The 22,037-nt window shown below is 63.9% G+C and carries 14 protein-coding genes; 10 read left to right on the top strand and 4 right to left on the bottom strand.

Going from position 1 to position 22,037, the window contains the following annotated elements; genetic code table 11:
* Positions 1–75: 75 nt before the first annotated feature.
* The 7 genes from MAFF_RS12865 (at position 76) to MAFF_RS12895 (ending at position 8,526) form a co-directional block, all read left to right on the top strand.
* A complete protein-coding gene (locus MAFF_RS12865; protein WP_044548306.1) occupies positions 76–1,521 on the top strand; it encodes a homospermidine synthase in 1,446 nt (481 codons plus the stop codon).
* Positions 1,522–1,703: 182 nt separating this feature from the next.
* Positions 1,704–2,081, top strand: coding sequence for a hypothetical protein (locus MAFF_RS12870; protein WP_032931565.1), 378 nt, complete (start codon positions 1,704–1,706; stop codon positions 2,079–2,081).
* A gap of 191 nt (positions 2,082–2,272) precedes the next feature.
* A complete protein-coding gene (locus MAFF_RS12875) occupies positions 2,273–4,393 on the top strand; it encodes a bifunctional metallophosphatase/5'-nucleotidase (protein ID WP_010911351.1) in 2,121 nt (706 codons plus the stop codon).
* A gap of 137 nt (positions 4,394–4,530) precedes the next feature.
* On the top strand, positions 4,531–5,592 hold the full coding sequence (hemH, locus tag MAFF_RS12880; protein WP_010911352.1) for a ferrochelatase: 1,062 nt from the start codon (positions 4,531–4,533) through the stop codon (positions 5,590–5,592).
* 172 nt (positions 5,593–5,764) lie between these two features.
* A complete protein-coding gene (locus tag MAFF_RS12885; RefSeq protein WP_010911353.1) occupies positions 5,765–6,976 on the top strand; it encodes an NAD(P)/FAD-dependent oxidoreductase in 1,212 nt (403 codons plus the stop codon).
* Between the two features lie 121 nt (positions 6,977–7,097).
* Positions 7,098–8,048, top strand: coding sequence for an SPFH domain-containing protein (locus MAFF_RS12890; RefSeq protein ID WP_010911354.1), 951 nt, complete (start codon positions 7,098–7,100; stop codon positions 8,046–8,048).
* 13 nt (positions 8,049–8,061) lie between these two features.
* Complete coding sequence (locus tag MAFF_RS12895; RefSeq protein ID WP_010911355.1) at positions 8,062–8,526, top strand: NfeD family protein; 465 nt, start codon at positions 8,062–8,064, stop codon at positions 8,524–8,526.
* 252 nt (positions 8,527–8,778) lie between these two features.
* On the opposite strand, the gene MAFF_RS12900 is transcribed toward MAFF_RS12895, so the two are convergent.
* Positions 8,779–9,780, bottom strand: a complete 1,002-nt coding sequence (locus tag MAFF_RS12900) for a KpsF/GutQ family sugar-phosphate isomerase (protein WP_010911356.1) — start codon at positions 9,778–9,780, stop codon at positions 8,779–8,781.
* 208 nt (positions 9,781–9,988) lie between these two features.
* Here MAFF_RS12900 and MAFF_RS12905 point away from each other — a divergent pair, with 208 nt between their 5' ends.
* Positions 9,989–11,776 (top strand): outer membrane beta-barrel protein, encoded by a 1,788-nt coding sequence (locus tag MAFF_RS12905; protein ID WP_044548307.1) that lies wholly within the window; start codon positions 9,989–9,991, stop codon positions 11,774–11,776.
* 55 nt (positions 11,777–11,831) lie between these two features.
* Here the strand turns inward: MAFF_RS12905 and galU are convergent, their stop codons facing one another.
* Entirely contained in the window at positions 11,832–12,737 is a 906-nt protein-coding gene (gene galU, locus MAFF_RS12910) for a UTP--glucose-1-phosphate uridylyltransferase GalU (protein ID WP_010911358.1), read from the bottom strand.
* Between the two features lie 211 nt (positions 12,738–12,948).
* Here galU and MAFF_RS12915 point away from each other — a divergent pair, with 211 nt between their 5' ends.
* Both MAFF_RS12915 and MAFF_RS12920 read left to right on the top strand, forming a co-directional pair.
* Complete coding sequence (locus MAFF_RS12915) at positions 12,949–14,172, top strand: lytic murein transglycosylase (RefSeq protein ID WP_032933739.1); 1,224 nt, start codon at positions 12,949–12,951, stop codon at positions 14,170–14,172.
* Positions 14,173–14,296: 124 nt separating this feature from the next.
* Positions 14,297–15,526: an SGNH/GDSL hydrolase family protein gene (locus MAFF_RS12920; protein WP_044548308.1), complete on the top strand. Its 1,230-nt coding sequence runs from the start codon at positions 14,297–14,299 to the stop codon at positions 15,524–15,526.
* 73 nt (positions 15,527–15,599) lie between these two features.
* Here the strand turns inward: MAFF_RS12920 and MAFF_RS12925 are convergent, their stop codons facing one another.
* Complete coding sequence (locus MAFF_RS12925) at positions 15,600–17,054, bottom strand: glutamate synthase subunit beta (protein WP_010911361.1); 1,455 nt, start codon at positions 17,052–17,054, stop codon at positions 15,600–15,602.
* A 142-nt stretch (positions 17,055–17,196) separates the two neighbouring features.
* Positions 17,197–21,942 (bottom strand): glutamate synthase large subunit, encoded by a 4,746-nt coding sequence (gltB, locus tag MAFF_RS12930; protein ID WP_010911362.1) that lies wholly within the window; start codon positions 21,940–21,942, stop codon positions 17,197–17,199.
* Positions 21,943–22,037 lie beyond the last annotated feature (95 nt).

Genomic DNA, 22,037 nt, shown 5'->3' on the forward strand with positions numbered 1-22,037 from the left:
TGACAATGATCTATGGTTTGTCGCGCCGCGGCCAAGCGGCTGTTCCGGAGTGTTTTTTGAGGAGTGCTCGATAAAATGGCGAATGAAAACTGGCCCGTTTACGGTGAGATCACCGGCCCTGTGGTGATGATCGGCTTCGGCTCGATCGGACGGGGGACGCTGCCGCTCATCGAACGCCATTTCAAGTTCGACAAGTCGCGCATGACGGTCCTCGACCCACGCGACACCGACCGCAAGCTGCTCGACGAGCGCGGCATCGCCTTCGTCCAGGAAGCGGTGACCGAGAACAACTACAAGAAACTTCTGACGCCGCTTTTGACCAATGGCGGCGGCCAGGGCTTTTGCGTCAACCTGTCGGTCGATACCGGCTCGGTGGATCTGATGCGGCTCTGCCGCAAGCTCGGCGTGCTCTACATCGATACCGTCGTCGAGCCGTGGCTCGGCTTCTATTTCGACGCCAAGGCCGACAATGCCAGCCGCACCAACTATGCGCTGCGCGAAGCGATGATCAAGGAAAAGCACGACAAGCCCGGCGGCGCCACCGTCGTCTCCACCTGTGGTGCCAATCCCGGCATGGTCTCGTGGTTCGTCAAGCAGGCGCTGGTCAACCTCGCCACCGATCTTGGCCTGGAGTTCTCGGAGCCGGCGCAGGAAGACCGCGAGGGTTGGGCCAAGCTGATGAAGAAGGCCGGCGTCAAGGGCATCCATATCGCCGAGCGCGACACCCAGCGCACCAAGAAGCCGAAACCGATGGATGTGTTCTGGAACACCTGGTCGGTCGAGGGCTTCATCTCCGAGGGATTGCAGCCGGCCGAGCTCGGCTGGGGAACGCATGAGAAGTGGATGCCGAAGAACGGCAAGAAGCACAAGCATGGCTCCAAGGCCGCGATCTATCTGGAGCAGCCCGGCGCCAACACGCGCGTGCGCTCGTGGTGCCCGACGCCGGGCGCGCAATACGGCCTGCTGGTGACGCACAACGAGGCGATCTCGATCGCCGATTTCTTCACCGTTCGCTCCAAGAAGGGCAAGGTCCAGTACCGGCCGACCTGCCACTATGCCTACCATCCCTCCAACGACGCGATGCTGTCGCTGGACGAGATGTTCGGCGCCGCCGGCAAGCCTCAGCCGGTGCACCACGTGCTCGACGAGAACGAACTGGTCGACGGTGTCGACGAGCTCGGCGTCCTGCTCTACGGCCACGACAAGAATGCCTACTGGTACGGCTCGCAGCTGTCGCTCGCCGAGGCGCGCAAGCTGGCGCCCTATCAGAACGCCACCGGCATGCAGGTCACCTCGGCGGTTCTGGCGGGCATGGTCTGGGCGCTGGAAAATCCGGATGCCGGCATCGTCGAGGCCGACGAGATGGACTACAAGCGCTGCCTGGACGTGCAGTCGCCCTATCTTGGACCGGTCAAAGGCTATTACACCGACTGGACGCCGCTCGACCGACGCCCGGGACTCTTCCCGGAGGACCTCGACCGCAGCGATCCGTGGCAATTCCGCAACATCCTCGTGCGATAGCACCTCGCGCACTATGCGCCATTGCCTTGCAATCGCCCGGAAATCGGGCGATTGAAGAGATGCGGCCTGGGGCAGCGTGCGTCTTGCGGGACGCCCGCCCGTTCCAGCACTTTGGACGTTCGCATCGTGCCTGCCAAAATCGAAACCGATTTTTGGACCGATGCGTTTGGAGAGGATTTCAGATGACTATTGCGCGCAAAGTTCTTTCGATCGGCATGGCGGGCTCCTTTGCCATGATGCTCGCTGCCTGCACCACAAGCGGCCCCGACGCACCGCCGATGGCGGCCGCGCCGAAAGGCGTCGAGGGTTCCTGGATCGATGCCAAGGGCACCGGCCTGTCGACCTTCACCGCTGGCAAGTTCGCGACCGTCGCCACCGACACCGGCCAGAAGCTCGCCGACGGCAGCTACACGATGACCGGCGCCACGTCGGTCGAGATCAACGGGACGTCGCTGATCCGCCAGACGCCGGTCAGCTTCAACTGCCTGCTGATCTCCACCAGCCAGCTGAACTGCACCAGCTCGTCCGGCCAGAACTTCGTGCTGACGCGACGCACCTGAAACCGGCGAACGCCGGACTCATCGAGGACGGCGGCCGATTGGCCGCCGTCCTTTTTTGTGCTTGCAGATAGTGGCGGCATTTCCGCTTGCGTCAGCCGGATCGCGATGGGAACATGCTCAAAACGCTGGCTGTTATATCCCAGTCAAGCAAGCGCGCTAAACGCCTCTGATCAGCCTACCGGGAGACGAAGATGAAGAAGCTTGCCGCCATTGCCGCCCTGTCCGTATCGACGCTTGGCCTGTCGGCCGGCGCATCCTTTGCCGACTACACATTGAACATTCTGCATTTCAATGACTGGCACAGCCGCATCGAAGGCAACAACAAATACGAGTCGACCTGTTCGGCCGACGAGGAGACCAAGGGCGAATGCATCGGCGGCGCCGGCCGGTTGATCACGGCGATCGCCCAGGAACGCAAGAAGCTCGAAGGCCAGAACGTGCTGCTGCTCAATGCAGGCGACAGCTTCCAGGGATCGCTGTTCTACACCACCTATAAAGGCACCGTGGAGGAGGAATTCCTCAATCAGATGAAACCCGACGCGGTGACGCTCGGCAACCATGAATTCGACGACGGCGAGAGCGCCCTGGTGCCTTACCTCGACAAGGCGAAATTCCCGATCGTCAGTGCCAATGTCATGCCCAACGACAAGTCCGGCGCGGCGGGCAAGATCAAACCGTCGATCGTCGTGGAAGTCGGCGGCCAGAAGATCGGCATTGTCGGCGCCGTCACCAACGACACGCCCGAACTCGCCTCCCCCGGCCCCAACATCGCGATCGCGGACGACGTCGAGTCGATCACCGCGGAAGTCGAGAAGCTCAAGGCGCAAGGGGTCAACAAGATCATCGCGGTGACCCATATCGGCTACAACAGGGAACGCGACATCATCGCCAAGATCCCGGGCGTCGACGTGGTCGTCGGCGGCCACAGCCATACGCTCCTGTCGAACACCGATCCGAAGGCGGCGGGCCCCTATCCGACGATGGTCGACAACCCCGGCGGCTACAAGGTGCCGGTGGTGCAGGCGGCCTCCTATTCGAAATATCTCGGCGAGTTCAAGGTGGTGTTCGACGACAACGGCGTCGTCAAGTCGGCAAGCGGCGATCCGATCTTTCTCGACAAGTCGATCACGCCCGATCCCGCCGTGCTCGCCCGCATCAAGGAACTCGGCGCGCCGATCGAGGCGCTGAAGAACAAGGAAGTGGCCGAGACCACCGATGTCATCGACGGCAGCCGCGAGAATTGCCGCGCCAAGGAATGCGAGATGGGCAACCTCGTCTCCGACGCCATCCTCGACCGCGTCAAGGGACAGGGCGTCGAGATCGTCATCTCCAATGGCGGCGGCCTGCGCGCCTCGATCGACAAGGGCACCGTCACCATGGGTGAGGTGCTGACCGTGCTGCCGTTCCAGAACACGCTGGCGACCTTCCAGATTTCCGGCAAGGACCTGGTCGCCGGGCTGGAAAGCGGCCTCAGCCAGATCGAGGACGGCGCCGGCCGCTTCCCGCAGGTGGCGGGCCTCAAATATTCCTTCGACAAGTCGGTCGCGCCCAATGCCGGCCGCGTCAAATCCGTCGAGGTCATGGAGAACGGCGCCTGGACGCCGATCAAGCCAGACAAGGACTATCTGGTCGCCACCAACAATTACGTCCGTCAGGGCGGCGACGGCTACAAGGTCTTCGCCGAAAGGGCCAAGAACGCCTACGACTACGGCCCCGGTCTCGAACAGGTCGTTGCCGACTATCTCGGCGCCCACCGGCCCTACACGCCCAAGCTCGACGGCCGCATCACCGAGATCGCCGCGACCGTCGCGGCGGCCCCGGCAGCGGAACCGGCAAAGCCAGCCGAGGCAACCCCAGCCCCCGCGCCGGCGCAACCTGCCAAACCGGCCGAGGCAGCGAAACCGGCTGAACCAGCAAAGCCCGCTGAAGCGGCACCGGCAATGCCCGAATTGCCCGCCAACTCGGGCAACATCGCCAACACGCCGCCAGCCATATCGACGGAGGCGGCACCTCCGCCAGCTCCCGCCACTCCAGCACCTGCGCCAGCCGAACCGGCGAAACCAGCTGAGGCTGCGCCCGCACCAGCGGCACCGGTGCCAGCGGAACCTGCCAAGCCGGCCGAACCGGCAAAGCCCGCTGAAGCCGCACCCGCCACGGGCAGCCATGTCATCGTTGCCGGCGACACCTATTGGGACCTGGCCAAGAAGGCCTATGGCGACGCCACCAAGTGGAAACTCATCTACGAGGCCAACAAGGGTCAAAGGCCACATCGGCTTACCCCTGGCGCAACGTTGACCATCCCGGCGAAGTAACGCGCCTCGCATCCTTCAACGACGAGCCCGCTCGGGAAACCGGGCGGGTTTTGCGTTTTCGGGCTAAGGTGCGGCCAGACGCGGCATTGAAAACCGGCGCGCCTTCGCTAGTTTCACGCCGTGCCCGGAGAACCCTTATGACGTCTGCCATCGCTGTCGATCCCAAAGCCGCCAAGCCGGTTGGCGTGACGGCGGGGCACGCACCGGCCGGGGCCGGCAAGGTCGGCGTCCTGCTGGTCAATCTCGGCACGCCTGACGGCACCGAGTTCAAGCCGATGTGGCGATATCTCAGGGAATTCCTGTCCGATCCGCGTGTCATCGAGCTCAACAAGGCGATCTGGTATCCGATCCTCTACGGCCTGGTGCTTACTACGCGGCCGAAGAAGTCGGGCGCCAACTATGCCCGGATCTGGAACCAGGAGAGGAACGAGTCGCCGCTGCGCACCTACACGCGCGCGCAGTCTGAAAAGCTGGCCGAGGCGCTGGGCGACCTGCCCGATGTCACCGTCGATTGGGCCATGCGCTACGGCAACCCTTCGACGGCGAGCGTCGCCGAAAGACTGGTCGCGCAAGGCTGCGACCGCATTCTTTCGTTTCCGCTCTATCCGCAATACTCCGCAACAACGACGGCCACCGCCAACGACCAGTTGTTTCGCGCGCTGATGAAGCTGCGCCGCGCGCCGGCCATCCGCAGCGTGCCGCCCTATTATGCCGAGCCCGTTTACATCGAAGCGCTCGCCAGTTCGATCGAACGGCATCTGGCAACGCTCGATTTCGAGCCGGAAGTGGTCATCACCTCCTACCACGGCATCCCGAAACCCTATTCCGACAAGGGCGATCCCTATCAGGCGCATTGCCTGGAAACGACGCGGCTGCTGCGCGAAAAACTTGGTTGGGATGAGAAGAAGCTGATCACCACCTTCCAGTCTCGCTTCGGCGCACAGGAATGGCTGCAGCCCTACACCGACAAGACCGTGGAGAAGCTGGGCAAGGACGGAGTGAAATCGATCGCCATCGTCAATCCCGGTTTTTCAGTCGACTGCATCGAGACGCTAGACGAAATCGGCCGCGAGGCCGCCGAGACCTTTCATCACGCCGGGGGCAAGAATTTCGCTCACATCCCTTGTCTCAACGACAGCGCCGAAGGCATGACGGTGATCGAGGCGATGGTGCGGCGCGAACTGTCCGGCTGGGTCTAGGAGAAATTCCAGGAAAAGTGTGAAACGGTTTTCCCGGGAAAAGCGCACAGCGCTTTCCCTTGGGAATTTCGTCAACCAAAGAGTCGTCAACCAAAGAGTTAGTGCGGCTCGCCGCTCTGACACCGGAACAACGGCCACTCCGGGGCGTTGAGGCGCACTTCCGGAGAATTCGATGCCCCGCAAACTCGACCTCAGAACTGGCCGGCCCGTCTGGTCCGCCTATCGGGCGCCAGCCGTGCCGACTTCGGCGCTGACCCGGGACGTCACGACTGATGTGCTGATCATCGGCATGGGGATCAGCGGCGCCATGATGGCCGAGGCATTGACGGCGGATGGCCATTCCGTGATCTGCATCGACCGGCGCGGGCCGCTGAAGGGCTCGACCGCGGCGACCACCGCGCTGGTCCAGTTCGAAATCGACCAGCCGCTTTCAACCCTCTCGAAGATGATCGGCAAGGCCAAGGCGCAGCAGGCCTGGCGCCGCTCGCGCCTCGCCATTTCCAACCTGGCCGGCCGCATCGAGGATCTCGCAATCGACTGTCGCCTGCGTCGCACCCCGTCGCTTTATCTGGCCGGCACGCTGCTCGGCCCGGCGGAAATGCGCGATGAAGCCGAAGCGCGGCGACAGGCGGGCGTTGCCGCAACCTATCTGACGCCGCAGCCGCTGGCGCAGACATTCGGCATCGACCGCGGCGGCGCCATCCTCAGCCACGGCAACATCGCGCTCGACCCGCGCAAGCTGACGGCCGGGCTGCTGCTCAAGGCGCTGGAGCGCAAGGCACGTCTTTACGCTCCCGCCGAAGCGACGGCGATCGAGGATAGCGCCGGCGAGGCGGTCGTGGCCACGAAGGATGGCCCGACCATCACCGCACGGCATGTGGTTCTGGCCACCGGCTATGAACTGGTCGACATCGTGCCGGCGGCCGCCCACCGGATCATCTCGACCTGGGCGATCGCGACGTGCCCGCAACCGCGGAAACTCTGGCCGGGTCCGGCTTTCATCTGGGAGGCGTCGGACCCCTACCTTTACCTCAGGGCGACGGCGGACGGCAGGGTCATCTGCGGCGGCGAGGACGAGGATTTTGCCGACGAGACGCGACGCGACGAACTGATCGCGGACAAGAGTGCCCGCATTGCCGACAAGCTGGGCCGGCTGTTCCCCTATCTCGACGTGAGGCCCGAATTTGCCTGGACCGGTTCCTTCGGCACAACCAGCGCCGGCCTGCCCTATATCGGCGCCGTCCCGGGGCACCCCCGCATCCACGCCGTCATGGGGTACGGCGGCAATGGCATCACCTTCTCACGTATCGCCTCCGAAATTATTTCGGCCTCGATCAAAGGGAGTGCCGACACAGATGCAGAGCTCTTCGCCTTCAACCGTTGATTGCAAATCGACAAACAATCCTTCATCACCTGATTGTAACGCTCCTGAAACACACTTAAGTCTTTGGTGAAGTCGGCCGCGGGGGAGTGGCTCTCGCGGCCCGCTTCTGAGGGAGAGCCAAATGGATTTCAGTGGTTTCGATATTGCGATTGGTGCACTTGCCCTTCTGGTACTGGTGCTTCTCATCAAGGGCATCAGGACCATTCCGCAAGGCTACAATTATACGGTGGAGCGCTTTGGCCGTTACACCAAGACACTGAGCCCGGGCCTCAATTTCATTTTCCCGTTCGTCGACCGCATCGGCGCCAAGATGAACATGATGGAGCAGGTGCTCGACGTTCCAAGCCAGGAGATCATCACCCGCGACAACGCCATTGTCGGTGTCGACGGCATCGCCTTCTTCCAGATCCTCAACGCGGCGCAGGCCGCCTACCAGGTCTCCGGCCTGCAGAACGCCATCCTCAACCTGACGATGACCAATATCCGTACCGTCATGGGTTCGATGGACCTAGACGAGCTCTTGTCCAACCGCGACGCCATCAACGAGCGCCTGCTGCGCGTCGTTGACGAAGCGGCGCATCCGTGGGGCATCAAGATCACTCGCGTCGAGATCAAGGACATCAACCCGCCGGCCAACCTGATCGAATCGATGGGCCGTCAGATGACCGCCGAGCGTAACAAGCGCGCGCAGATCCTGGCCGCCGAAGGCCTCAAGCAGTCGCAGATCCTCGAAGCCGAAGGCCGCAAGGAAGCCGCCTTCCGCGACGCCGAGGCGCGTGAACGCTCGGCCGAGGCCGAAGCCCGCGCCACGCAGGTGGTGTCGGAAGCGATCTCCAAGGGCGACGTGCAGGCCCTGAACTACTTCGTCGCGCAGAAATACACCGAAGCGCTGGGCAAGATCGGCACGGCCACCAACAGCAAGATCGTGCTGATGCCTTTCGAGGCGTCGTCGCTGATCGGCTCGCTCGGTGGTATCGGCGAGATCGCCAAGGAAGTCTTCCGCAGCGAGGGCACGACCGGTGCGCAGCGCCAGGCCGCCCGCCCGCCGGTCGTGCGGCCGAGCGAAAACTAAGGAGGTCACTCCCATGTTCGATCGCATCATTTCCGAACTCGGACCCTGGAACTGGATGGTTCTGGGCTTCGTGCTGCTGGTCATGGAAATCATCGCGCCTGGCATCTTCATGCTGTGGATCGGCATCGCCGCGCTCATCATCGGCGCGGTGTCGCTGCTGATCTGGGATGCGGCGATCTGGACCTGGCAGGTCCAGGTCCTTGCCTTCCTGGCGCTGTCGCTGGTTTCAGCCTACGTCGGCAAGAAACTCATGGGCGGACGCGACCAGCCGACCGACCAGCCGCTGCTCAACCGGCGCGGCGCCCAGATGGTCGGCCGCATGGCGACGCTTGCCGAGCCGATCAAGGACGGCCGCGGCCGCATCAAGCTCGGCGACACGCTGTGGCGCGTCTCCGGCCCCGACCTGCCCGCCGGCACGCAGGTGCGTGTGACAAGTGCCGCGGATACGGACCTGGAACTGACGGTGGAGCGCGTCTGAATTTTCAGCCGGGCGCCGCGCAAGATGTGTCGAGATTCAGGTCAGGCCGAGTCGGAGTCGAAGACGGGCGCGAAGCGAACAAACAAGGCGGGTTACGAGAACCGGAGCGGAGCGTACTGAAGTAGGTGAGCACCGGCCTACGCCGGCTGTAGCCTCAGCTGCCACGATCCCTCAAGAGTGCTTCGGCCGGCGAAGGCCGGAAGCGCAGGCGTCAGCCATTTGCAGACCGGCCTCACCTGATATCAACACATCTTAGGCAGCGCCGATGCGCAACAGGTCGTGGAAATGCACCACGCCGAGCGGCATGTTGTTCCTGGTCACCACCAGCGCGCCGATATTGTGCTCGTTGAGCAGCGCGATCGCCGTGCCGGCAAGCGTCTGCGGGTCGACCGTCTTGGGCGTGCGGGTCATCACCTCGTCGACGATGACGTCGGCCAAATTGCGATGCAGGTTGCGCGCGACATCGCCGTCGGTGATGATCCCGGCCAGTTCGCCATTGGCGTCGACGATCAGCACGCAGCCGACCTTCTTCTGCGACAGCGTCATCACCGCTTCCGGCATCTTGGTGCCGAGCACGGCCAGCGGCATCTGGTCGCCGACCCGCATGATCTCGGAGACCATGGTCAAATTGGCGCCGAGCTGGCCGCCGGGATGGAAGGTGCGGAAATGGTCCGGCGTGAAGCCGCGTGCCTCGAGCAGCGCGATCGCCAGTGCGTCGCCGATGACCAGTTGCAGCAGCGTCGACGTCGTCGGCGCCAGGCCATGCGGACAGGCCTCCGGGGTGCGCGGCAAAAGCAGCACCACGTCGGCCGCGCGCGCCAGCGCCGATGTCTCACCTGATGTGACGGCGATGAGCGGGATGGAGAAGCGCCTGGAATAGGCGACGATGCCGAGCATCTCCTTGCTCTCGCCCGACCAAGAGATGGCGATGATGGCATCATCCTTGGCGATCATGCCGAGATCGCCATGGTTGGCTTCGACGGGATGGACGAAGAAGGCCGGCGTGCCGGTCGAAGCCAGCGTCGCCGCGATCTTCGAGCCGATATGGCCGCTTTTGCCGACGCCGGTGACGATCAGCCGGCCTTCGATCTTCGAGATCATGTCGACGGCCTGCGCGAAAGGCGCGGCCAGTCCGTTCTCGAGCGCCTCGGCAAGGGCGGCGATTCCGGCCTGCTCGGTAGCCACCGTTCTCAGTGCCGAATCAATCGACGCTTGCCTGTCCAGGGGCTTCTTATCGAGGGATCTCGCATGCATGGATGATGCGATTAGCGCGTTGCCGCCCGCCTGTCCAACAGAAATGGCGCCGACGCCCAGACGGCGGAGGCCTCGGACAGGTCATATGCGCCAGTAAACGGGGGCACTTTAACCGGGCGAACGATCGCCGCCTCAACCCTCCGTTAACCATCCCCATTTACGGTTCGGTAAGTATGGCGCGCACAGCGCCGCGCAAGCAGTGGTGGCGATGTCCGGGGCCCAGCCAGAAAAATCAAGAGGACGACAGGGCAAGGCGGTCTGCGCCTTGCTGCTGGCGACGAGTGTGCTCGCTTTGCTGCGCCCGGCACCTCTCCACGCCCAGGAAACGGAGCTGCGCGGCGAGGTTTCCGAATCGGCGATTCGGTCGGACCAGCAGCGCAAGGCAAGGCAGCTCGCCCTTGCCACCCAAGGCCAGCAACAGTCGGCCAACACCGCGCAGGACGATGCGCCGCCGCGCACCTATTTGCCGGCCAGTGCCGGCGCTGTCCCCGACGACACGGGCACGGATGCGGCCACCGGCAGCATTTTCGATCCGCCGCAGGCGACCGACGACACGTCCACCGACAATCCGACGCCGCCCAAGCCTCGCCGCCGTCCGTCGAGCGCCGGCCAGAACACGGCGGGTCAGGACAAGACCAAGGCGGACGCCAAGTCGAAAAAGAAGAAAAAAACGGCGGCTGCAACCACTGATACTACCTCTTCAACGACCGCCTCCACGACGGACGCCGCCGGCACGACCGCGACGGACCAGGAAGCGGCGAACCGCCGCGCCCTGACCATCGACAGCGCCGACAGGCAGAAACTCGACCCTGGCGCGGAACGCACCGCCGCCATCGAAGGCCAGAACAAGAAAGCCGAGGACGATCCGTTCGCGCCCACCGGCGTCAAATGGGGGTCCTTCGTAATCCGGCCATCAATCGAACAGGGGTTGACCGCCACCACGAACGGCGATTCGAGCAGTGCCGGCACTTCGGCACTGCTGTCCGAGACGGCGTTGCGCTTTACCGCCGTTTCCGACTGGCGCGAAAACTCCGCCACCATCGACGGCTATGGCCTGTTCCGCGAGACCGTGTCGGGCTACCGGGTTCACGATGCGCAAGGCCGCATCGAAGGCCAGCTCAATGTCGACCTCGACAACGAGCTGCGCGCCATCGCCAAGCTCGGCTATGAGGCCGTGCCTGAAACGGCGTCCTCGCCCAACGCCATTGCCGGCGTCAGCACCCAGCCGCTGCGGCAGACGATCGACGGCAGTCTTGGCGTCGAAAAGGCCGTCGGCAAGATGCAGTACACGCTGACCGGTGCGGTCTCGCACGACTTCTATGGCGACGCCGAGCTTTCGGACGGCACCACGCTGTCGCAGAAGGATCAGGACAACACGCTCTACACGGCGACCCTGCGCACCGGCTACGAAATCTCCCCTGCCCTCACCCCGTTCACCGAAATCGAAGTCGGCCGCCGGGCCTATAACCAACGCATCGACGATGAAGGCTTCGAGCGTTCCTCCACCCGCCTCGGCGCCCGCGCCGGCCTGCAACTCGACATGGGCGAGAAACTGTCGGGCGAATTCTCCGCCGGCTGGCTGCGGGAAGCGATCGACGACAAGAGCCTGGAGGCGATTTCGGGCGCCACCGTCAACGCCGACCTCAAATGGTCGCCGGAGCGCGGCACCACGATCGGCCTGACCGGCAAGACCACTGTCGAGACCACCACCACGGCGGGCGAAAGCGGCGATATCCTCTATTCCGGCCGCCTGACCACCGAACGGCAGATCCGCGCCAACCTTACCGCGAATGCGGCCCTTGGCTTCGACTGGCGCGACTATGTCGGCATCGACGGCCATGACCGTATCTTGAGCGCCGAGACCGGGCTGACCTGGTGGCTGAACCGCTATGCCGGCCTGACCACCCGGGTTAGAACCGAAAAGCTGACCAGCAACCTACCCGGCCGCGACTACACCGCCAACAGCATCTACCTCGGCCTGAAAGTGCAGCGCTGAAGCACGCGTGCGTAGGAGGGGCGGTCAGCCGCTCGCGCTGGCATTGCCTATCCAGCTAAGATACCGCGACTCGCCGCTCCGATGGCGTCATCTCGTCAAGAAGCGTGCGGATGACGCCGGCCATGTTCTCCTTCATGTCGCTGCGCCACAGCGCGAAGGCGACATTGGCCTCGACGAAACCTTCCGGGGAACCGCAGTCGAAGGTGCGGCCCTGATAGTGGTAGCCGTAGAAGGCCTGCTGCTTCTCCAGCTTCAGCATCGCGTCGGTGAGCTGGATTTCGTTGCCGGCGCCCTTTTCCTGGCCTTCGAGGATCTTGAAGATCTCGGGCTGCAGGATATAGCGGCCGTTGATGTAGAGGTTGGAGGGTGCTGTGCCGGTTTTCGGCTTCTCCACCATCTCGGTGATGCGGAAGCCGTGATGCGTATCCTCGCCACGGCCGACGATGCCATATTTGTGGGCCTCTGCCGGGTCGCATTCCTGTACGGCAATGATGTTGTTGCCGGTTTCCTCGTAGAGCTCGACCATCGACTTCATGCAGCTCTTTTCCGACTGCATGATCATGTCGGGCAAGAGCAGCGCGAACGGCTCGTCGCCGACCAGTTCGCGGGCGCACCAGACGGCGTGGCCAAGGCCCATCGGCACCTGCTGGCGGGTGAAACTGGTCTGCCCCGGCGCCGGCTGCAGCCGCTGCAGGCGGGCCAGCTGCTCGTCCTTGCCGCGCTGGGCAAGCGTGTCATAGAGCTCGAACTGGATATCGAAATGGTCCTCGATGACCGCCTTGTTGCGGCCGGTCACGAAGATGAAATGCTCGATGCCCGCCTCGCGCGCCTCGTCCACCACATATTGGATGACCGGCCGGTCGACGACGGTCAGCATTTCCTTGGGAACAGCCTTGGTGGCCGGGAGGAACCGCGTGCCGAGACCGGCGACCGGGAAAACTGCCTTGCGAACTCTCTTCATGCTTTCAATTATCCGTTTGCTGGCCGGCTCCGCAATCCCCGTCTCGCGACATTTTCACGCCGGAATTGAAGATTAGTGGGGCGGGTGAGGAAAACTTCCACCGGTTAAAGCATCGAGGTGTCTTTTCGTTCCAGGCGGCCCCTATGGTAAACTAATTCCTAACCCGGTTCGGCGATGAATGGTCTTTCCTGAGACAGAGAAGGAGGAAAACATGTCCGTTCGCAATGCCGCAAAACGTTTCACCAGCGTCATGACGGCCGCCAGCCTCTCGCTCGCTCTGCTGATGCCTGCCGGACCCGCTTTCGCCGACGCCGGTTTCCGCCAATGGGTCGCAGGCTTCCGCGCCACCGCTGTCGCCGGCGGCGTTTCCGGCGCTGTCTACGACCAGGCTTTCAGGGACATCAAGGAGCCCGATCCGGTCGTGCTGGAAAAGGCGCGCACCCAGCCCGAATTCACAGCACCGGCCTGGGATTATTTCGACAACCGCGTCCACGACCAGTCCGTCGCCGTCGGGCAGCAGATGGCGAAGAAGTGGAAGCCGTGGCTGGACAGGATCGAGGCGCGATTCGGCGTCGACCGCTACATTCTGCTGGCCATCTGGTCGATGGAATCGAACTATGGCGAGATCCTCAAGCGCGACGACATCATGCGCAACGTCATCCGGTCGCTGGCGACTCTGGGTTACGGCGACCCGAAGCGGTCGAAATATGCCCGCACCCAGCTGGTCGCGGCCTTGAAGATCCTGCAGACCGGCGACATTGACGAAAGCCATCTGATGGGCTCCTGGGCCGGCGCCATGGGCCAGACCCAGTTCATCCCCACCAGCTACCAGCACTATGCCGTCGACATGGACGGCAACGGCAAGCGCGACATCTGGAATTCCATCCCCGATGCGCTGGCGACATCAGCCAATCTGTTGAAAAAGAATGGCTGGCAAGCCGGCAAGACCTGGGGTTACGAAGTCACCATACCGGCCGGCAAGCTGCCGGGCGGATCGAAGACACTGGCGCAATGGCAGGCGCTTGGCGTCGTCAGGGCGAGCGGCAAGCCGTTCAAGAACCTTACCGACAAGGCGACGCTGAAAGTGCCGGACGGCCGTGGTGGGCCGGCCTTCCTGATGGTCCGGAATTTCTCGGTCATCAAGGCCTACAACAATGCCGACAAATATGCTCTGGCCGTTGGCCTTCTCGCCGACGAGATCGCCGGTGGCAGCGGCCTTGTCCAGGACTGGAAGCGCCCCTTCACCAAGCTCACCTTCGAGGAACGGCAGGAGCTGCAGAAGCGGCTTTCGCAGCACGGGCTTTACGACGGCAAGTTCGACGGCAAGATCGGTGACGGCACGAAAACAGCCATCATGACCTATCAGGCAAAGGTCGGCTTGACCCAGGACGGCTATCCGAGCATGGAAGTGCTCAAATGGCTCAGACAAAAATAGAGCCGGCGATGGCGCCGCGCGCATTTTGGGCGCGCATATCAAGCGCCATGGCACTTTGAACTTGCGCCCCGCCGCAAAACCGGCTCCGGTTTGCGCAACCAGGCGCAAGGGGATGGAGGAGTGATTGGTTTCGGCCGCGCGTATCGCGATCCTTGCTCGTCGCACGCCGATCCTTTTTCTGGCGATCGTCCTGTTGGCGATCGGCGCCGCCGGTGCCTTCCATGTGCCGGCCATGGCGCAGGAGCAGCCGCAGCAAAATCGTGGATGGTCGTTGCGCGACCTTCTGTTTCCGCGCCGCAGCGAGCGGGTCGAACCGCCGCTCGACATCCAGAAGGCAAAACCAAAGCCGCGTAAACCAAGGATACCGCGCGCGCCGGTCGAGCCACAAACACCGATAGCGGAAAAGGCGCCAGACGCTCGCATCGTCCTGGTCGTCGGCGACTTCATGGCGTCGGGCCTCGCCGAAGGCCTGGACATAGCCTTTGCCGACAACCCGGCTGTCAGGATCGTCGCGCGCAGCAATGGCTCGTCGGGCTTCGTGCGCGATGATTTCTACAACTGGCCCGAACAGATCAAATCGCTGATTGAGACCGAGAAACCGGCTGCCGTCGTTGTCATGCTGGGCTCCAACGACCGCCAGCAGATGAAAGTGGGGGATGTGCGCGAGCAGCCCCGGTCCGAGAACTGGACCAAGGAATATGAGCGCCGCACCGACGAACTCGGCAAGGCCATCGCCACCGCCAAGGTGCCTTTCCTGTGGGTCGGCATGCCAGCGTTCCGGGTGCCGAAGATGACCTCGGACATGCTGGCCTTCAACGACATCTACCACAAGGCCGCCGAAAGCCATGGCGGCGAATTCGTCGACGTCTGGGATGGGTTCGTCGACGAGAACGGCGCCTTCGTCACCAACGGCCCCGACATGAACGGCCAGCCGGTGCGGCTGCGCGCCGATGACGGCATCAACGTCTCCAAGGCCGGCAAGCGCAAGCTCGCCTTCTACACCGAAAAGCCGCTGATGAAGATCCTGGGCCTGGCCGGGCCGGGCAGCGTGGCCCCGGCGACGGCACCCGCGGGCGCGCCCGTCGAGGCACCGGCGCCGGCCGCGGCACCTATCGTGATCGACCGTACCGCACCCATGCTGCTCAGCGACCCGGCGCTCGACGGTGGCACCGAACTGCTCGGCGCCGCGCCCCCGGCAAAAGCCAATCCGGCGCTTCCCGGTGAAAAGCTGGTGATCGAAGGCAAGGCGCCGGAGGCCTCGCCCGGACGCGCCGACGATTTCTCCTGGCCGCCGAAGGCGGAGCCGCCGGCGACAGCCGCGGCGACCGACACGACGACGGCGATCACCCCTTAATCACGCAGAACTCTTGAGACTGTTTCGAAACTCGCTCCTGTGTTGGCCGCGGGACTAGAGTTTCCAAACGGTCTCAGCGCGGCAACACACTCGTCCCCATCAGCGCTTCATCGATCGAGCGCGCCGCCTGGCGGCCTTCGCGGATCGCCCAGACGACGAGCGACTGGCCACGGCGCACGTCGCCCGCCGCATAGAGCCGGTCGACACTGGTCTTGTAGTCGCGGTCATTGGCCTCGACATTCCGGGAGCGGCGGCTGTCGGTGGTGATCTTCATCTCACCCTCGAGTTCCTTCGCCACGCCCACCATCGCCGGTCCAGCAAAGCCGATGGCGATGAAGGCGAGATCGGCGCGGATGACGAATTCGGTGCCGGCGATCGGCTTGCGCTTCTCATCGACCTCGCAGCATTTGACGCCGGTCAGTTGGCCGTCCTCGCCGATGAATTCGAGCGTCGCCACCTGGAATTCGCGCTCCGCGCCCTCGGCCTGCGAGGACGAGGTGCGCATCTTGGTCGCCCAGTAGGGCCACACCGCGAGCTTGTCTTCCTTCTCGGGCGGCTGCGGGCGGATGTCGAGCTGGGTGACGCGCACCGCGCCCTGGCGGAAGGCGGTGCCGACGCAGTCGGAGGCGGTATCGCCGCCACCAACGACGACGACATGCTGACCGCCGGCGATGATCGGATGCGAGGGCCATGCCACCGACTGGATCGGCTCGCCGCCGACGCGGCGGTTCTGCTGCACCAGATAGGGCATGGCGTCATGCACGCCGCCGAGATCGTCACCCGGAATGTTGGCCGCGCGCGGCGTTTCCGAGCCGCCGCAATAGAGCACCGCGTCATGTTCGGCCAGCAGTTCGGCGACGGGCTTGTCGACGCCGACATTCACGCCGCAATGGAAGGTCACGCCCTCGCCCTGCATCTGTTCGATGCGCCGGTCGATATAGTGCTTCTCGATCTTGAAGTCGGGAATGCCGTAGCGCATCAGCCCGCCCGGGCGGCTCTCGCGCTCATAGACATGGACATCATGGCCGGCGCGGCCCAATTGCTGGGCGGCCGCCATGCCGGCCGGGCCGGAGCCGATGATGGCGACCCGCTTGCCGGTCTTCTTCTCCGGCGGATAGGGCCTGATGTGTCCGGTCTCGTAGGCCTTGTCGGCGATCGCCTGTTCCACCGTCTTGATGGCGACCGGAATGTCCTCGAGGTTCAGCGTGCAGGCTTCCTCGCAAGGGGCGGGACAGATGCGGCCGGTGAACTCCGGGAAATTGTTGGTCGAATGCAGGTTGCGGATCGCGTTGTCCCAGTCCCTGTTGTAGACGAGGTCGTTCCAGTCCGGGATCTGGTTGTGGATCGGACAGCCCGTCGGCCCGTGACAGAACGGAATGCCGCAATCCATGCAGCGCGCGGCCTGTTTCTCGACCTCCTTGTCCGACATCGGCAGCGTGAACTCGCGGAAATGCCGGATACGGTCGGAGGCCGGCTGGTACTTGTGCACCTGCCGGTCGATCTCGAGAAAGCCTGTTACCTTGCCCATAGTCCAGTTCCTGCTGTCCAGATGGTGCGGTTTCGCCGCACCCGTTAACCTCTTGAGGCAGCCATGGCAACCTTGCGCCCGAGGTCAAACTGTCGATGAAAGGGGCCGGGAAGCCTGGGCTCCCCGGCAATTCTCTTAAAATCTATTCGGCCGCGACGCCCATGCGCATGCGTTCCATCTCGATCAGCGCGCGGCGGTATTCGACCGGCATGATCTTGCGGAATTTCGGCCGGAACGTCGTCCAGTCGTCGAGGATCTCGCGGCCGCGCACCGAACCCGTATAATGCACATGGTTCGAGATCAGCTGGTAGAGCCGTTCCTCGTCATGGCTGGTCATGTCGCCGGACACGTCGACGCGGCCCTTGTGGTCGAGATCGCCGCCATGATGCAGCAGCCTTTCCATCAAATCGTCTTCTTCCGGAACCGGCTCCAGTTCGACCATGGCCATGTTGCAACGCTCGGCGAAATCGCCGGCTTCGTCCAGCACATAGGCGACGCCACCCGACATGCCGGCGGCGAAGTTGCGGCCGGTCTTGCCGATCACGACGACGACACCGCCGGTCATGTATTCGCAGCCATGGTCGCCGACGCCTTCGACGACGGCGGCGACGCCCGAATTGCGCACCGCGAAGCGCTCGCCCGCGACACCGGCGAAATAGGCTTCGCCCTCGGTCGCGCCGTAGAGCACCGTGTTGCCGACGATGATGGAGTCGGCCGCCACGATCCTGGCCTCTTCCGGCGGCCGGATGACGATGCGCCCGCCCGACAGGCCCTTGCCGACATAGTCGTTGCCGGCGCCGACAAGCTCGAACGAGACGCCGCGCGCCAGGAAGGCGCCGAAGGACTGGCCGGCTGTGCCGGTCAGCTTCACCTGGATCGTGTCTTCGCGCAGGCCTTTGTGCTTGAAGCGCTTGGCGACTTCACCCGACAGCATCGCGCCGGTCGAACGGTCGACATTGCGGATGTCCACCTCGATCTTGACCTGCTGCTTGGCCTCCAGTGCGGGCTTGGCCAGCTCGATCAGCTTGCGGTCGAGGACGTCGTCGATCGGGTGCTTCTGCCGCTCGGTCCAGTGCACCGCTTCGTGCGGCGCATCGGGCTTGTAGAACATCTTCGAGAAGTCGAGGCCCTGCGCCTTCCAGTGCTGGATCACGTCGCGCTTTTCCAGCAGGTCGGCGTCGCCGATGATCTGGTCGATATGGGTATAGCCCATCTCGGCCAGCAGCGCCCTCACCTCTTCCGCCACGTAGAAGAAGAAGTTGATGACATGCTCGGGCGTGCCCTTGAAGCGCTTGCGCAGCACCGGGTCCTGGGTGGCGACGCCAACCGGACAGGTGTTCAAGTGGCACTTGCGCATCATGATGCAGCCGGCCGCGATGAGCGGCGCGGTCGAGAAGCCGAACTCGTCGGCGCCGAGCAGCGCGCCGATGATGACGTCGCGCCCGGTGCGCAAGCCGCCGTCGACCTGCAGCGCAACACGCGAACGCAGGCCGTTGAGCACCAGCGTCTGGTGGGTCTCGGCCAGGCCCATTTCCCACGGGCTGCCGGCGTGCTTGAGCGAGGTCAGCGGCGAGGCGCCGGTGCCGCCATCATAGCCCGAGATGGTGATGTGGTCGGCGCGCGCCTTGGCGACGCCGGCCGCGACCGTGCCGACACCGACTTCCGACACCAGCTTGACCGACACGTCGGCCGCCGGATTGACGTTCTTCAGATCGTAGATCAGCTGCGCCAGGTCCTCGATCGAATAGATGTCGTGATGCGGCGGCGGCGAGATGAGACCGACGCCCGGCGTCGAATGCCGGACCTTGGCGATGGTCGCGTCGACCTTGTGGCCGGGCAGCTGGCCGCCCTCGCCAGGCTTGGCGCCCTGCGCCACCTTGATCTGCATGACATCGGAATTGACCAGATATTCGGCCGTCACGCCGAACCGCCCCGAGGCGACCTGCTTGATCGCCGAGCGTTCCGGGTTCTTGCCGCCGCCGGGCAGCGGCAAATAGCGGTCGGCCTCTTCACCGCCCTCGCCGGTGTTCGACTTGCCGCCGATCTGGTTCATGGCGCGCGCCAGCGTGGTGTGCGCTTCCCTGGAGATCGAGCCGAACGACATCGCCCCGGTCGAGAAGCGCTTGACGATCTCGGCCGCCGGCATGACGTCGTCGAGCGCGACCTTCTTGCGGCCGGTCTCCTCCGCCAATCTGATCTTGAACAGGCCACGTATGGTCTGCGCGCGGGCGGTCTCGCTGTCGATCTGCGCGGAATATTCCTTGAAGGTTTCCCACGAGCCCTGGCGCACGGCGTGCTGCAAGGTGGCGACCGCGTCGGGCGACCACATATGCGCCTCACCGCGCATGCGGAAGAGATATTCGCCGCCGACTTCGAGGCTGTTGCGCAGCACCGGATCGTTGCCGAAACCGTCCGTGTGACGGCTGACGGTTTCGCCCGCGACCTCGTCCAGCCCGACGCCTTCGATCAGCGTCGCCGTGCCGGTGAAATACTTCTCGACGAAATCGGTCTTCAGCCCGATGGCGTCGAAGATCTGCGCGCCGCAATAGGACTGATAGGTCGAGATGCCCATCTTGGACATGACCTTGAGGATGCCCTTGCCGATCGACTTGATGTAGCGCGACACGACCTCGTAGGCGTCGACCTCTTCCGGCAGCTCGCCGCGCTTGTGCATGTCGGTGAGCGTGTCGAAGGCGAGATAGGGGTTGATCGCTTCGGCGCCGTAGCCGGCAAGGCAGCAGAAATGATGCACTTCGCGCGGCTCGCCGGATTCGACGACCAGGCCGACGGAGGTGCGTAGCCCCTTGCGGATCAAATGATGATGCACCGCAGCCGTCGCCAGCAGCGCCGGGATGGCGATGCGGTCCGGGCCGAGCTGGCGGTCAGACAGGATGATGATGTTGTAACCGCCGGCGACTGCCGCCTCGGCGCGTTCGCACAGGCGGTCGATGGCGCCCTGCATGCCGGCAGCGCCCTCGTTCGAGCCATAGGTGATGTCGATGGTCTTGGTGTCGAAACGGTCCTCGGTGTGGCCGATGGAACGGATCTTCTCCAGATCGCCATTGGTCAGGATCGGCTGGCGCACTTCGAGCCGCTTGCGGCGCGAATTGCCGACCAGGTCGAAGATGTTCGGCCGCGGCCCGATGAAGGACACCAGGCTCATCACCAGCTCCTCGCGGATAGGGTCGATCGGCGGGTTGGTGACCTGGGCGAAGTTCTGCTTGAAATAGGTGTAGAGCAGCTTCGACTTGTCCGACATCGCCGAAATCGGCGTGTCGGTGCCCATCGAACCAACGGCTTCCTGGCCGGTGGTCGCCATCGGCGACATCAGCAGCTTGGTGTCTTCCTGGGTGTAGCCGAACGCCTGCTGGCGATCGAGCAGGCTGACATCCTTGCGCAGCGCTCGCGGTTCGACCGGCTTCAGATCCTCCAGGATGAGCTGCGTGTTGGCGAGCCAGGTCTTGTAAGGGTGCCTGGTTGCGATCTCCGACTTGATCTCCTCGTCGGGCACGATGCGGCCCTTGGCAAGGTCGATCAACAGCATGCGGCCGGGCTGCAGCCGCCACTTCTGGACGATCTTCTCCTCCGGCACCGGCAGCACGCCGGCCTCGGAGGCCATGATGACGCGGTCATCGTCGGTGACGATGTAGCGTGCCGGGCGCAGGCCGTTGCGGTCAAGCGTGGCGCCGATCTGGCGGCCGTCGGTGAAGGCGACCGCCGCCGGCCCGTCCCACGGCTCCATAAGGGCGGCATGGTATTCGTAGAAAGCCTTGCGGTCGGCATCCATGAGCTTGTTGCCGGCCCAGGCTTCCGGGATCAGCATCATCATGGCGTGGCTGAGGCTGTAGCCGCCCTGGAACAGGAATTCGAGCGCATTGTCAAAGCACGCCGTGTCCGACTGGCCGTCATAGGAGATTGGCCAGAGCTTCGAGATGTTATTGCCGAACAGCTCGGAATCGACCGAGGCCTGGCGCGCCGCCATCCAGTTGTTGTTGCCGCGCACCGTGTTGATCTCGCCATTGTGGGCGACCATGCGATAGGGATGCGCCAGCTTCCACGACGGGAAGGTGTTGGTCGAGAAACGCTGGTGGACGAGGATCAGCGCGGTCTCGAAGCGCGGGTCCTTGAGATCCTTGTAATAGGCGCCGACCTGATAGGCCAGGAACATGCCCTTGTAGACGATGGTGCGCGCCGACAGCGACACGCAATAGGCGCCGATGTCCTTGTTGTCGTTCTCGGCATAGATGCGGCCCGAAATGACCTTGCGCAGCAGATAAAGCCGGGCCTCGTATTCCTCGTCATCTGGAATATCGGATGTGCGGCCGATGAAGACCTGGCGATGGAACGGCTCGGACGCGACGATGTCAGGCGCCTTCGACAGCGACGAATTGTCGACGGGCACGTCGCGGAAGCCGATGAGCGGCAGCCCTTCGGACTGCGCCGATTCGGCGATGATGTCCTCGATATGGGCGCGCAGTGCGGCGTCCTGCGGCATGAACCAGTGTCCGACGCCGTATTGGCCCGCCGGCGGCAATTCGATGCCCTGGGCCGCCATCTCCTCACGGAAGAACTGGTCGGGAAGCTGCACCAGCACGCCGGCGCCGTCGCCGACGAGCGGGTCGGCGCCGACGGCGCCGCGATGCGTCAGGTTTTCGAGCACGGCAAGGCCGTCCTTGACGATCTGATGCGACTTCACGCCCTTCATGTTGACGATGAAACCGACGCCGCAGGCATCATGTTCGTTGCGCGGATCGTAGAGGCCCCGAGGGGCAAAACCGGTTCGGCCAATGTCAGATCGGCCAATGCCGGTTCGAGGCGTATTTTTGACGGCAGCCGCTTTCGTCTGCGCGGCCTGGCCGTTCGTCGCAGAGAGCGTCATGTCCGTCATTGTCCTGTCCTCCGTTCCAGCCCTTCAGGCGCTGGTTTGCCTCGGCAAGCGCTTGGCTCACCCTGATCCTTGCGGCACGTCTTGCGAAATCCTTG

Origin of the sequence: Mesorhizobium japonicum MAFF 303099 (assembly GCF_000009625.1) — a bacterium.
GTDB classification, from domain to species: Bacteria; Pseudomonadota; Alphaproteobacteria; order Rhizobiales; family Rhizobiaceae; genus Mesorhizobium; species Mesorhizobium japonicum.

Coding starts and splice junctions, on each gene's coding strand:
- MAFF_RS12865 (WP_044548306.1), top strand. CDS start 76: ATGGCGAATGAAAACTGGCCCGTTTACGGTGAGATCACCGGCCCTGTG.
- MAFF_RS12870 (WP_032931565.1), top strand. CDS start 1,704: ATGACTATTGCGCGCAAAGTTCTTTCGATCGGCATGGCGGGCTCCTTT.
- MAFF_RS12875 (WP_010911351.1), top strand. CDS start 2,273: ATGAAGAAGCTTGCCGCCATTGCCGCCCTGTCCGTATCGACGCTTGGC.
- hemH (WP_010911352.1), top strand. CDS start 4,531: ATGACGTCTGCCATCGCTGTCGATCCCAAAGCCGCCAAGCCGGTTGGC.
- MAFF_RS12885 (WP_010911353.1), top strand. CDS start 5,765: ATGCCCCGCAAACTCGACCTCAGAACTGGCCGGCCCGTCTGGTCCGCC.
- MAFF_RS12890 (WP_010911354.1), top strand. CDS start 7,098: ATGGATTTCAGTGGTTTCGATATTGCGATTGGTGCACTTGCCCTTCTG.
- MAFF_RS12895 (WP_010911355.1), top strand. CDS start 8,062: ATGTTCGATCGCATCATTTCCGAACTCGGACCCTGGAACTGGATGGTT.
- MAFF_RS12900 (WP_010911356.1), bottom strand. CDS start 9,780: ATGCATGCGAGATCCCTCGATAAGAAGCCCCTGGACAGGCAAGCGTCG.
- MAFF_RS12905 (WP_044548307.1), top strand. CDS start 9,989: ATGTCCGGGGCCCAGCCAGAAAAATCAAGAGGACGACAGGGCAAGGCG.
- galU (WP_010911358.1), bottom strand. CDS start 12,737: ATGAAGAGAGTTCGCAAGGCAGTTTTCCCGGTCGCCGGTCTCGGCACG.
- MAFF_RS12915 (WP_032933739.1), top strand. CDS start 12,949: ATGTCCGTTCGCAATGCCGCAAAACGTTTCACCAGCGTCATGACGGCC.
- MAFF_RS12925 (WP_010911361.1), bottom strand. CDS start 17,054: ATGGGCAAGGTAACAGGCTTTCTCGAGATCGACCGGCAGGTGCACAAG.
- gltB (WP_010911362.1), bottom strand. CDS start 21,942: ATGACGGACATGACGCTCTCTGCGACGAACGGCCAGGCCGCGCAGACG.